The organism is Brachybacterium sacelli, assembly GCF_017876545.1.
Classification (GTDB): domain Bacteria; phylum Actinomycetota; class Actinomycetes; order Actinomycetales; family Dermabacteraceae; genus Brachybacterium; species Brachybacterium sacelli.
In genome coordinates, this window is record NZ_JAGIOD010000002.1 from 1 (window position 1) to 12,068 (window position 12,068).

General features: G+C 65.6%; 13 protein-coding genes and 1 pseudogene. 4 read left to right on the forward strand and 10 right to left on the reverse strand.

All coding sequences use genetic code 11. From position 1 onward, the window contains the following. The coding region (locus tag JOF43_RS14145; protein ID WP_209903353.1) for an IS3 family transposase at window positions 1-922 on the forward strand (922 nt) is incomplete at its 5' end. 134 nt (window positions 923-1,056) lie between these two features. Here JOF43_RS14145 and JOF43_RS14150 read toward each other — a convergent pair. The 4 genes from JOF43_RS14150 to JOF43_RS14165 all read right to left on the reverse strand — a co-directional run bounded on the left by JOF43_RS14150 (window position 1,057) and on the right by JOF43_RS14165 (window position 4,273). Further along, on the reverse strand, window positions 1,057-2,199 hold the full coding sequence (locus JOF43_RS14150; RefSeq protein WP_209897649.1) for an AAA family ATPase: 1,143 nt from the start codon (window positions 2,197-2,199) through the stop codon (window positions 1,057-1,059). An 85-nt stretch (window positions 2,200-2,284) separates the two neighbouring features. Beyond that, entirely contained in the window at window positions 2,285-2,455 is a 171-nt protein-coding gene (locus JOF43_RS14155; RefSeq protein WP_209897647.1) for a hypothetical protein, read from the reverse strand. Between the two features lie 87 nt (window positions 2,456-2,542). Continuing rightward, window positions 2,543-3,328 (reverse strand): SDR family NAD(P)-dependent oxidoreductase, encoded by a 786-nt coding sequence (locus tag JOF43_RS14160; RefSeq protein ID WP_209897645.1) that lies wholly within the window; start codon window positions 3,326-3,328, stop codon window positions 2,543-2,545. Window positions 3,329-3,421: 93 nt separating this feature from the next. Next, a complete protein-coding gene (locus JOF43_RS14165) occupies window positions 3,422-4,273 on the reverse strand; it encodes a helix-turn-helix transcriptional regulator (RefSeq protein ID WP_209897643.1) in 852 nt (283 codons plus the stop codon). Between the two features lie 100 nt (window positions 4,274-4,373). On the opposite strand from JOF43_RS14165, the gene JOF43_RS14170 reads away from it, so the two are divergent. After that, complete coding sequence (locus JOF43_RS14170) at window positions 4,374-5,141, forward strand: SDR family oxidoreductase (RefSeq protein ID WP_209897641.1); 768 nt, start codon at window positions 4,374-4,376, stop codon at window positions 5,139-5,141. Between the two features lie 109 nt (window positions 5,142-5,250). Here the strand turns inward: JOF43_RS14170 and JOF43_RS14175 are convergent, their stop codons facing one another. Further along, window positions 5,251-6,195: an SDR family oxidoreductase gene (locus tag JOF43_RS14175; RefSeq protein WP_209897638.1), complete on the reverse strand. Its 945-nt coding sequence runs from the start codon at window positions 6,193-6,195 to the stop codon at window positions 5,251-5,253. A gap of 44 nt (window positions 6,196-6,239) precedes the next feature. Beyond that, window positions 6,240-6,995 carry an SDR family NAD(P)-dependent oxidoreductase gene (locus tag JOF43_RS14180; RefSeq protein WP_209897636.1) on the reverse strand — a complete coding sequence of 252 codons (756 nt, stop codon included), beginning with the start codon at window positions 6,993-6,995 and terminating at the stop codon, window positions 6,240-6,242. A gap of 89 nt (window positions 6,996-7,084) precedes the next feature. Here JOF43_RS14180 and JOF43_RS23185 point away from each other — a divergent pair, with 89 nt between their 5' ends. Further along, window positions 7,085-7,411 carry a type IIL restriction-modification enzyme MmeI gene (locus JOF43_RS23185; RefSeq protein WP_342592048.1) on the forward strand — a complete coding sequence of 109 codons (327 nt, stop codon included), beginning with the start codon at window positions 7,085-7,087 and terminating at the stop codon, window positions 7,409-7,411. Here the strand turns inward: JOF43_RS23185 and JOF43_RS14185 are convergent. The 4 genes from JOF43_RS14185 to JOF43_RS23190 form a co-directional block, all read right to left on the reverse strand. Beyond that, window positions 7,408-8,573 (reverse strand): IS3 family transposase gene (locus tag JOF43_RS14185; protein WP_245353964.1). Its coding sequence is split into 2 segments (ribosomal slippage): window positions 7,408-8,286 and window positions 8,289-8,573, totalling 1,164 coding nucleotides; the frame shifts between segments, so codons are not numbered across the junction. The genes JOF43_RS23185 and JOF43_RS14185 overlap by 4 nt on opposite strands. Window positions 8,574-8,680: 107 nt before the next feature. Continuing rightward, window positions 8,681-9,622, reverse strand: coding sequence for a site-specific integrase (locus JOF43_RS14190; RefSeq protein WP_209897634.1), 942 nt, complete (start codon window positions 9,620-9,622; stop codon window positions 8,681-8,683). Between the two features lie 515 nt (window positions 9,623-10,137). Further along, window positions 10,138-10,488 (reverse strand): helix-turn-helix domain-containing protein, encoded by a 351-nt coding sequence (locus JOF43_RS14195; protein ID WP_209897632.1) that lies wholly within the window; start codon window positions 10,486-10,488, stop codon window positions 10,138-10,140. After that, window positions 10,466-10,948: a tyrosine-type recombinase/integrase gene (locus JOF43_RS23190; RefSeq protein ID WP_342592047.1), complete on the reverse strand. Its 483-nt coding sequence runs from the start codon at window positions 10,946-10,948 to the stop codon at window positions 10,466-10,468. The genes JOF43_RS14195 and JOF43_RS23190 overlap by 23 nt, the downstream gene beginning before the upstream one ends. 872 nt (window positions 10,949-11,820) lie before the next feature. On the opposite strand from JOF43_RS23190, the pseudogene JOF43_RS23015 reads away from it, so the two are divergent. Next, a pseudogene (locus JOF43_RS23015) lies at window positions 11,821-11,916 on the forward strand (HNH endonuclease); the annotation flags it as partial. Between the last annotated feature and the right edge of the window lie 152 nt (window positions 11,917-12,068).

A 12,068-nucleotide genomic window follows, 5' to 3' on the forward strand; every position in this document is an offset into this window, starting at 1 on the left:
CGACGAAATGATCGCCTTCATCGATAGGCATCGCGATCACTTCGGGGTCGAGGCCATCTGCCGCGTCCTGGGCGCGACGGAACGTGGGTTCCTCACCTCTCGCGGATACCGTGCCGCGAAGCAGCGCCCGGCATCGGCCAGAGCGGTCCGTGACGAGGTGCTCGTCGAAGAGATCCGTCGGATTCATGCCGAGAACTACGGCGTCTACGGGTATCGGAAGATGCATCACGCGATGCGCCGTGCCGGATGGGAAGTCGGCCGCGACCAGACCGCTCGGCTGATGAAAGCTGCTGGTCTGTGCGGGATACGCCGTGGTCGAAAGGTGTTCACGACGAGCCCTGCTGGTGGCCTGGACCGTCGTCCTGATCTGGTCGAGCGGAACTTCACGGCTGCCGGACCGAATCAGCTCTGGGTCGCTGACATCACCTACGTCCGGATCCCGTCCGGGTTCTGCTACACCGCGTTCATCACGGACGTTTTCACGCGAAGGATCGTCGGCTGGGCAGTGGCCACCAGCCTCCGCACTGAGGCACTGCCACTGCAGGCTCTCGAGCAGGCCCTCCAGACCTCCCCGGCAGAAGCGTCTCGGACTGGGCTGATCCATCACAGCGATAGGGGCAGCAACTACGTCTCGCTGGCCTACTCCGATGCGCTGATCACCGCCGGAGTCCAGGCCTCGGTCGGATCCGTCGGAGACAGCTACGACAACGCCCTGGCTGAGACCGTCAACGGCCTCTACAAAGCCGAGCTCATCCACCGACGCCGCACCTGGCCCTCAGCGACCGCCGTCGAGATCGCCACTCTGGACTGGGTCACCTGGTGGAACACGAAGCGCCTGCACGAAGCACTCGACTATCGCACCCCGGCCGAAGTCGAAGCGTCCTACACTCACCCCACGACGACCGCGCCCGCGACCGTCTAACCACGGAACGGAACCCAGGGCGCTTCAGTGTGAGTCATGGACATGTTGCGGTTCCTGTTCTGGAGCGGGTGGGCTGACTGCGGAAGTTCTGTCCTACCGCGACCGGGAAGACATTCTCCGATGGCAGGGAGGGATCACGTGTCCTCGTCGACGAGGCCCTCGAGTGCATTGTGAGCGGCATGCTCGCGCAGATGGTCCGCGGTGTAGGGGATGGTGAAGCGGACTTGTCCGTGGCCGGCCGACTCGATGATGCCGTCGCGGATGAGGCGTCGGCGGTACTCGCCGGCGTACTGGGCGCTCACGCCCATCCGCTCGGCGATCTTCCCTGTGCGGGAAGGGCCGTCGTCTTGGGCCATGGCGAGCAGGTAGGTGCGGTCGACGCTCGATAGCGGACGCAGGGCGGGGGTGTGGACGTGCCGGCCGAGGCGGCGTCGTGCAGCGGCGATTCCAGTGTCGACGTCCTCGGTAGTAATCGGGCCAGCGGTCGTGTGGGCCTTGAGGGTGTGGTAGCCCACGAGCTGGATCATGAAGGGATACCCGTCGACGGCATCGGCCGCCAGGTCGAGCCCGTGGACGTCGATCTCGTGCCCGCTGTCGGCGATCGTCCCCGCAAGTGCGGCTCGGACCTCTGCGCGGCTCACGCGGCCGATGGGGTGGTGTTCGGCGCGGCGCAGGAACGTCGCCCCTGGGTGGTCGAGCAGCTCTTCGATGGGAGTGGAGAGTCCCGCCGCTGCGAAGGCGAGCAGACGTTCCTCTCGGCGGCCGTACTGGATGATCTCGCCGAGCTTGCGGAGATCTTCGATGTCAGCGGCCTGGACCTCGTCGATGGTGATGACGAGGCCTTTCCCGTCGGCCTGGAGAGCGTCGGTGAGCTCGGTGATCTGCGATCGGAGCGTCGACTCTGCGGGGTAGCGCTCGGTCCACGAGGCGCTGCCCCCGAGGGGGCCGATCGTTCCGCTCGCGGACCCGAGCTGTGCCGGCGGCTTGCTGGAGTGCTCCTGGAGCAGGCGCGGCAGATGGTCATGAGTAAGGCGCTCCAGGAGTCCGCTGCTCGAGCTCTCGGTGATGACCAGCCATCCGGCGCCCTCGGCCGCTCGTCGGTAGGCGTCGAGCAGCACGGTCTTGCCCATCCCGCGCTGTCCGGACAGGAGGACCGTTAGGCCAGCAGGGTCTAGGATCCCGTCGAAGGTGTCCTCGAACTCGTCGATCAGCTGGTCGCGGCCGACAAGGAGGTGTGGGTAGGTGCCGAACGACGGCTTGAATAGGTTGCGTGGCATACAAAAAGTATAAAGGGCAGCGCCCACATCAAAAAGGATCAAAAGATCCTCGGACTACGTTCAGGCTGACGGGGCGGGTGACGAGCTATCCGGCGATCGCGGTAGAGGCCTCCTCGAGCTCCGCGGGCAGTGGCGCCTTCTGCTCAGCCCTGAGCTTGCTGGGGGAGAACCATTCCTCGAGCGTGCCCTCGGTCAGGAAGGCCAGTATCCGATTGTGAACCTCACCGCCAGCATCTCGCGCCTCACCAGCCCTCATCGGCCGCACAGATCCAGACATCCGAGAGGACGGCCGCCGTGGGCGAGGCTCTCGGCTGCATACCGCTCGCGCATCTCGCGATCGGATTCAGGCCCCGGCGCCGCCGTCGACGGGCACGATCGCGCCAGTGACATACGAGGCGCGGTCGCTGAGTAACCAGGCGGCGACCTCGGCGATCTCACGCGGCTCGCCGAGCCGGCCCAGGGGCACGGAAGCGGCAGTAGCCGCGAGGGTTCCGGGCGCCGCCTCCTCCCATATGTCCATCATCTCGGTGGCCGTGGCGCCCGGGGTGATGGCGTTGACCCGGATGCCGCCGGCCGCCCAGCTCACGGCTGCCGTCTCGGTCAGGCTGTTCAGGGCGCGCTTCATGGCGCCGTAGGCGGGCAGTGCCGGGCTCGCTCGGCGGCTACCGATGCTCGACGTGTTGACGATGGCGCCGCCGCCGTTGCTGCGCATGAGAGCGGCTTCGGCGTTCATGGCGATCCAGTGCGCGCGGAAGTTCACGGTGAACTGCTCGTCGATGTCGTGGTCGGTCGTGGTGTCGGCCGGACCGAACTGCTGCTGAGGGGCTGCACCGTTGTTGAACGCTCCGTCGAGGCGTCCGTGCAGCTTCTCGACACTGCCGACGACGGCGCGGATGCTCGACGGGTCGGCGAGATCGAGGGCGAGGGCGTCCGCAGTGCCGCCGGTTTCGCGGATCTCATCGGCGATGCGGTCGAGGGCTTCCGTGCCACGAGCGGCGAGGACGACCGAGGCGCCCTCAGCGGCGAAGAGGCGTACTGCGGCCGCGCCGATGCCGCGGCTCGCGCCGGTGATGAGAATGACCTTGCCGGCGAGCAGGCCGACGGGAGTGGTGTTGATGTTGTTCGTCATGGTGACAACTCTGCGCTCGGGCGAGCGCCAGATACAGGCACAGGCTGTACCAGGCTCACACTGACCCGGTCAGCGTCTGATTCTGACGGCTCGTCACTGTCGCGAGGCGGAGAACCGCTGAACCCCCAGCACGCCGAGCAGCCTGATCTTCTCCTCGTCCTCGCTGTGCGGTTCGGCGGTGAGAACCAGGAGCGCCTGCGACCAGTCCTCGGTGAACAGCGCTTGGCAGTCGACCTCGATCGACCCCACCTCGGGGTGGATGATCACCTTGTGGTCGGCGAAGCGCTGGGCGACCTCGTGCTGCTCCCAGAGTTCGACGAACTCCGCACTGCTCCCGTGCAGCTCCGAGACCAGCTCGGCGGCCCGCGATGAGGTTCCCATCGCACCGTACGCTGCGCGCAGACCGGCGACGAGGGTCCGACTGTGTCGAGCGTGATCGCTCTGCGGATAGTGCTGCCGGCCCGTTTCCGGGTGGACGAACCATCGCCACGACTCATACCTCTCCCACCCTGTCGCGCCAGCGTTATTGCCGAGCAGCGCCGCAGCGAGTCTGTTCTGCAACAGGGTCTCCCCGAGGGCGGAGATGATCAACGCAGGTGTGTCGGAGAGCCGATCGAAGACGCGGTGCAGCGCCGGTGCGACGTGCCCGGTGGCCCCCAGGCGATCGGGGACGGCGTGCCCCGCCGTGCGGTAGAGATAGTCGCGCTCGTCGGCCGTGAGCCGTAATGCCCGGGCGAGCGATGAGAGAATCTGAGTGCTCGGCTGCGGTCCGCGTTGCTGTTCGAGGCGCGTGTAGTATTCGGTCGACATGAGGGCGAGCTGCGCGACCTCTTCACGTCTCAAACCCGGCGCTCGGCGTCGCGGTCCTGATGTGAGGCCGACATCGCCGGGTTGCAGTTCACCGCGACGACGGCGGAGGAACTCGGCCAGGGCTTCACGATCCATGCCTCCATGATGCACGCACTGCGAGACGGCATCCAGGGATCGACGATCCCTCGATAAGCGGTCCCTGGTAGGGCTCTCCTGCGCGGCGGAGACTCTGAACATGCGAATCAACGGAAACACCATCTTCATCCCGGGCGCGACGAGCGGCATCGGCCTCGCTCTCGCCGAACGACTGCACGATGCGGGTAACACGGTCATCGTCGGCGGACGTCGCCGCGAGCTGCTGGCCGAGATCGCCGCCCGGCATCCGGGGATCGACACGGTCGTGATCGACACGACGGATGCCGCATCCATCGCGTCCGCAGCATCAGAGGTCATCGAGCGTCACCCCGACCTGAACGTTCTTGTGGCGATGGCGGGCATCATGCGCATCGAGGACTGGACCCGTCCGTCCGGTTTCGTCTCGACGGCGGAAGAGACCGTCACGACGAACCTGCTCGGCCCGATCAGACTCATCGGAGCGTTCATCGAGCACCTGCAGACTCGCGAGGATGCGACGATCATGACGGTCTCGTCAGGGCTTGCGTTCGCACCCCTGCGGGTGACCCCGACGTACAACGCCACGAAGGCCGCGATCCACATGCTCAGCGAGTCGCTCAGACTGCAACTCGCCCACACCTCGGTGCGGATCGTGGAGCTGGAGCCGCCGTCGGTGGCGACCGACCTGATGCCAGGTCAGAGCGAGAGCTCGTTCGCGATGCCGCTCGACGCGTTCGCCGACGAGGTCATCTCGATCCTGCGCGACGAGCCCGACGTGACCGAGGTGCAGGTCGAGCGTGTGAAGTTCCTGCGATACGGCGAGGCGCGCGGCGACTACGCCGAGGTCGTCAAGACCCTGAACGCGAGCGACCCGCACGCGGCGGAGTGATATGTAGTTCGTCAAGCGGGCAGGATGATGCGCCGCCAGGCCGGGTGCCGGGCGGCGCATCATCCTGCTTTCCGGGGGGCGTCCGCGCCAACCCGAGCCCCGTCCCGCGTCAGGACGCCGGGAACTCAACCCCGGCCAGACGCTCCGAGACATCCCAGATGCGCTTGGCATCTTCGGCTCCGCGCAGACGCGAGTACAGTCTCTGCTCGGCCGGTGCCCCTCCGAGATGGCCCGGGCCGCTCGGCCCGTACAGCGCGCCCGGCTTCGCCGCCGGATCGGTCGCCGCCGTGAGGGCGGGCATGCCCGCCGTCTCGACAGTGCCGAACAGGATGCCGCGCTCGGATAGCTTGCGGATGAGCCTGCGGCGTGGCGTCTCGCGAGAACGGCCGAGTTCCGGGCGAGCTGCCAGCAGATTGGTCGGAGCCACTCCAGGATGCGACAGGTTGCTGCTGATGCCCCAGCCGTTGGCCCTGCTGCGTCGATCCAGCTCGAGCCCGAACAGTCCGAACGCGATCTTCGACTGGCTGTACGCACGAGCACCGTTGTACGACCGCTCCCAGTTCAGATCGTCCCAGTTGATGGAGTTCTGATTCGCCGCGACACTGATCTGCGAGGTCACCCGTGCACGCCCCTCCTTGAGGAGCGGCAGCAGGTGCGCCACGAGCGCGAAGTGCCCGAGGTGGTTCGAGCCGAACTGCAGCTCGAGTCCGTCGGCGGTCTCCTGCCGTTCGGGCGGGGTCATCACACCGGCGTTGTTGATGAGGATGTGAATCGGCGCACCCTCATCACGCAGGGTCTCGCCGAGGGCGGCGACGGAGGCCAGTGACGAGAGATCGAGGTCGCGCAGCGACACGTCGGCCCCTGGAACGGCCTGCACGATCTTCGCCATCGCGGTGTCTCCCTTGCGGAGATTGCGGACCGGCATGATCACCTGGGCGCCGGCACGGGCCAGGCGGGTGGCGATGCCCAGGCCCATCCCGTCGCTCGCGCCGGTGACCACGGCGCGCGTACCCGACAGATCCGGGATGCTGATATCGACCTTCTTGCGTGCCATCTTCTCGCTCCTGACTCTCGACTCGACCAAGGTTCTCGCGGATGCTATTGGACGGCGCCGCCGCTGACGAGCAGCGCCTGTCCGCTGACCCAGGCGGCGAGGTCGCCGGCCAAGTACTCGGCGGCGTCGGCGACATCCTCCGGAGTGCCGGGTCGCCCGCCGAGCGGCCGCATCCCGGCGTTGACCTGATGGAACTCGTCGTCCTCGGTGACCTGTGTGAACACACCCGCCCCGGCGATCACCGTCGGGAGGATCGTGTTGACCGTGATGTTCCGCGGGCCCAGTTCGAGGGCGAGCACCCGTACGAGCTGGCGCGAGGCGGTCTTGCTCGACGAGTACAGACCGGTGCCGGGTACGGGGCTCACCGTCGAACTCGAGCCGATGTTGATGAGCCGGCCGCCGTCTGTCAGCAGTTTCGCCGCCTTCTGCAGCGTGAAGAACGCGCCCTTGGAGTTGATCGCGAACAGCCGGTCGAACTGCTCCTCCGTCGCGTCGAGAACCGGTTCATCGACGATCTCGACACCGGCATTGGCCACGACGATGTCGAGGCTTCCATACGTCTCGACCGCGGTTGCGAACAGCCTGTCGATCTCCGCCGGCGTCGCGATGTCCGCCTGCACGGCGATCGCGTCGCCCCCGGCCGCTTCGATCTCCTCGACGGTGCGGCGCGCGTTCTGCTCGTCGCTCGAGTAGTTGACGACGACGCTCGCGCCCAGGCGTGCGTACCTCTGGGCGATCGCCTTGCCGACGCCGCGGGCCGATCCTGTAACCACCGCGACCTTTCCAGCCAGATCCGACATCTTCTTCTCCTCTGCGAACTGTCTACGTGTGTGTATTGCTTACGTAGTTCAGGATCGCGCGGGCCCGCAGACCTAACCAGGGTCTGTCGATGCCTGGTATCGACGAGAAGCGAAACGAAGGGACGGCGCTGCCCGTTCCGGAGTGCGCCGCCTCGCAACGCGCCACAGGAGGCCGCATCAAGTCGGACTTGCGATTCTCTGCCACAGTCGTCTGGAGCAACCTGCCACTCCCGAACCCCACTGATCGTGTACGGCAGCAGATCATCGAAGCAGGCAAAGGCATTCTCGAGGCAAGGGCCCAGTACCCGGACCGCTCCCTCGCCGACCACTACAACCCACTCGCTATGTCCCCCGCCCTCATCAAGGCGCACGACGCACAGGGGACTGATGCGCGATCAGGTGTCAGCTGGGGTTAGGCCGCCAGACTGACGGTCGGGTTCATGATGGTCTCGTACTCGATGGGGGTCAATCGACCCAGTCGGGCCTGCCGGCGTCGGCGGTGGTAGGTGCGTTCGATCCAGGTGATGATCGCGGTCCGCAGCTCTTCTCTGGTCTGCCAGCGCTTGCGGTCCAGGACGTTCTTCTGGAGCAGGGCGAAGAAGGACTCCATGGCGGCGTTGTCACCGGCGGCACCGACCTGGCCCATCGAGCCGATGAGGTGGTGGCGGTTCAGAGCATGGACGAATTTCTTTGCTCTGAACTGCGAACCTCTGTCGGAATGCACGATGCAGCCAGCCGCATCTCGGCGCCGCGATACCGCGTTGCCCAGGGCGTTCACTGCGAGGCGAGCCTTCATTCGGGAGTCCATGGAGTAGCCCACGATCCGGCCGGAGAAGACGTCCTTGATAGCGCAGAGATAGAGCTTCCCCTCGTCGGTCCAGTGCTCGGTGATGTCGGTGAGCCAGAGTTCGTTGGCGTCGTCGGCGGTGAATTCGCGCTTCACGAGGTCATCGTGGACCGGTGGACCGGGCCGCTTTCCATTCTTGCCGCGCTTCTTCCCGAATACGGACCACCATTGGTTGTCCCGGCAGATCCTCCACGCCGTGCGCTCACACATCTCTACGCCTGCTGCTGCGGCTTCGCCGGCCAAGAAGCGGTAGCCGAACTCCGGATCGTCGCGATGGGCATCCAGCAGGGCATTGGCTCGATAGGCCTCGGTCAGCTCAGCTGCAGTGACCTGCTGGTGCAACCAGCGGTAGTAGGGCTGGCGGGAGAGCTTCAGGACCCGCAGGGACACCGCGACGGGAATGCCGTCTGCGGCGAGCTCGCTCACGAGCGGGTAGAACCTTTTCCCGGCAGGTTCGCTTGGGACAGGTAGGCGGCCGCGCGGCGCAGGACCTCGTTCTCCTGCTCGAGCAGCCGGTTCCGGCGACGCAGATCGCGCAGCTCGGTCGATTCCTCCCGAGTTTTCCCGGGCCGGGCACCGTCTTCGACGTCAGCCTGACGCATCCAGTTCGTCAGGCACGACTCGGAGATCCCGAAGTCCTTCGCGATCACGGCGAGCTTCTGACCAGGTTCACGGTTCCTCGCGACGCGGACGACGTCGTCCCGGAACTCCTGGGGGTAGGGAGCAGGCATGGTGCACATCCTTCCCTGCAACGCTCCTCAGCGCCACAGATCACGTGACACCTACCTGCGCATCAGTCCCCCCAGATTCCCGGGGCACGGCATCGTTCGGCCCTGCACTAATCCTGCGGTGGTGTTGCTCGGAGTTCCGGATAGGCACCCCAGGTCGCGTTCGTGCGAGCCGCGTGCCTGATGGCAGTGTTGATGCTGATGCCGAGGGTGTCCGCGACGATGCTGGCCGGTACCTGTTGGACGAGTTGGTCGATCCGTGCCTGCTGGGCCTTCCGGATCTGGATCCGGTGGCGGGCGAGATGTAGGGCGACGTTGGCTTCGCTGGTGTGGTGCTGGGGCGTGGCTCCGGGGAACAGCCATTCTGGTGCATCCCCCACGAACGGTCGGTGACCGCTCAGCTCCTCGAGATGTCGGCTAAGCAGGTCCGCGATGGCTTCGGGCAGCGTGAGCGGAGTCGTACCAAAGGCGATGCGAATGGTTCCATCGTGCGCCGTGATGTCGGAGAGGTGCAAGCGGACGCAGTCGGAGAGCCGTTGGGCGAACACGAGGGCGAGCAGGCCGATGATGCGGCTGCTTAGAGGGATGCTGTCGTCCTCGATGAGGAGGTCAACCTTGCTCCAGAGGGTGTCGTCCGGAACCGTAGTCGAGGGAATGGTAGGTGTGCGACGAGGCACGGTGACTGGGCCGGTTAATCCCCGGCGCACTGCCCAGTTCAGGAACGTTCCGACGGCAGCTTGCGAGCTATGGCCGGCGAAGTACCGATCCACCGTGGCCTGACTCAATGAGGGCAGGTCAAGACCGTGGTTGGTTATCCAGTACAGGAAGTTCGCGATCTTGCGCAGATCGGTGGCGCGTGTGTCGTAAGCGCCGGTCGAGAGAGTCCGCTTCGAGGATCGCTGGCGGAGCTTACGGAACACTTCCCAGTTGAAGTACTGGCCGACGATGGCCGCGTGTTCGGCAGGAAGGTCAGCGATGAACGTGGCGGCGAAGTTTTCGAGGTCGTTCAGTCGAACATCGATCGCGGGTAGCGTGCCGGCGCTGATGAGCATGCGTCGTAGGTAGCGCACTCGAGGCGAGGGGGGTAACGCGTCGAGCGTGGTGTGGCTGATCGGGGCTTGGTCTGTAGCCATTGCGCGCAGCGTCTCTCCGATGGGGTTCCGCCGTAGCCACCGTACGACCGAGCGTGGATCACGAGCCGTCAGGAGATGGTCGTACAGCGACGTCAGGCCCCGGTGAACGCCACCGTGACCGTCCGCAAGCACGTCACGGAGGCGAGCAGTCAGCCGGCAGGTGCCGCACTGCGAACCGGTGAGCTGCTCCTCGCCCCCACAGGTAGTACATGCGAATCGTGGCGGTACGCCAGCGCAGGCCGCACAGACGATCTGCCGAGATGGATCGTAGAAGGCAAGAACCTTGATGTAGCCGCAACTCGGGCAGCGACCGGGGTGCCGACGAAGCCTGGAATAGCAGGCGTTGCAGATGCGCTGCTCGAGGATCACGTACCGGGCCGCGACTTCTCGAGCACAGCGGTCACAGCCGATCTGAACCGTGACCTTCTGCCGACTCACTCGTTTGGGCGGTGCAGCCGAGGCCGGACGGGGCGCAGATCGCCTATCGTCGGCCCGGTGTGCTGCGCTGCTCCTGCTGCTCGGCGTGGTCGCTGGACCTGGACCTGGGGGATCTCGATGAGGTCGTTTGGAGTGCAGTCAAGGATTCGGCAGAGTGCGGCGAGCACTTCGACGTTCAATCGCTCGGGAGTCTTGGTCACGAGGCGGTAGATCTGTTCGCGGGAGAGCTGTACGCCTTGGTCTCGTAGGGGGTCGATCAGATCGGTGGTGTTGAACATCCCCGAGGTAGCCATGATCTGGCGCAGCTTCCAGGTGATCGGGGCGTCAGGTGTGGGAGTCGTCGGCATGGTTTCCTCCGTAGATGCGTGATAGTGCTTGGCTGATCATGCGGTTTTTGAAGTCGTCGCCGACAGAGGTGTATATCGCGGTGGTGGACGCGTAGGCGTGTCCGACCTGGTCCTGCACGAACTTTTCGGCGTACCCCCACTCGATGAGGTTCGTGACGTAGGTGTGGCGTAGAGCGTGCACGCTGAGCTCCCCGGGTAGCCCGGCTTCGTCACGGATCTGGGCGAAGCGAAGGTCGATGTAGCGCAACGAGACCCGAGTCCCTCGTTCGGTCAGCCACAGGGGGCCCGTTGATTCGGTAGTGAAGCGGGGACGAGCCTGGTCGATCCATTGGGCCAGACCTTCCGTGATCCAGTCGAGTTCGGGAAGTGTGCACCGAGCGGCGCCTTGGGCCCGATCCGTGAGCTCCCTTCCCCCAGCGCACCTCCACGGCTCCGAAGCGTCCGAACCGCGGGGCCGCACCGTTGGGCCTCAGGTCCGCTACATCTAGCCTTACCGCCTCGGCGCGACGCAGCCCGTATGCGTAGATGGTCTTGAAGATCTGGGAATCGCGCAGCGCCGCCAGGGCCCCCTTTCGACCGCGTCGGAGGATGACTTCGACTCGCTGGTCGGCCGCGGAGAAGAACGTCTCGAGCTCGTCGTAGGTCAGAGCGCGCCGCTGTGCGCGTCCTTCATAGCCGAGCAAATGTGCGAGCGTGTTCCACTCATGGCAGACCTGCTGCGGCGTCGTTCCGAACCGCTCCTCGCAATCCACCGACCACTGGTAGCGAGGGTCGGTGAGGTAGTCGCAGAACAGACGGATGATGGAGTGGTAGCCCCGGATCGTGGACCGAGCCGCCGGATGCGTCCGCGACATCACGCGCGTGGTGTAGTCCTCAAGATCTCCAGGAGACCACTCCCACGGGTATCGGCCAGCGAACTCCTCGAAAGACCGGACGACTCGCTCCCTACTCCCGATGGTCCGCTCGGAGAGCCCTCGGCTGCTCTGCTGATCCGCCCAACCGGAGAGCATCGCGTCGAACACGAAGCGATGCTCGTCCAGCGCACGCACGTTGCGGAGCTCGCGAAGCGGAGATACACCAGGGCGGTTCTGATCCACGACGCCAGTATTGCATCCGTTGCAACAATGATGCATCAAGCCTGGCCAGACGGGGGCAGATTCTGCCTTCGTCGACGTGCGCGGGGCTGGGGCTCTGCCAGCGGCGATGCAGCATCTGGATCTGCCCGGCGATGACGTGACTGATCGAGAGCCCCGACAGACCATTGAAAGGAACCCAGCCGAACCCTCATAGGCAGAAACAAGGTTCAGCCTGCCCTGTTGCGTCCGCTAAATAATGCCCAGTTGGCACAGCGACCACATCCGGCCGCACTCGGCCGGAGGACATACCTGCCTGGACAACGGGCAGGGACTCTGCGCGTACTGCAACGACAAGGAGAACCAGACCCGCAGCGTCGCGCGGGATCTCGACAGTCCTGGCCATCGCGTGAGATGGACCAGCCGCACCGGCACCACTCGCACCGTCGGCCCCACAGCCTTCACCACCCCCGAGCACGCGGTGCCCGACGGCGAGACCGAACGGGA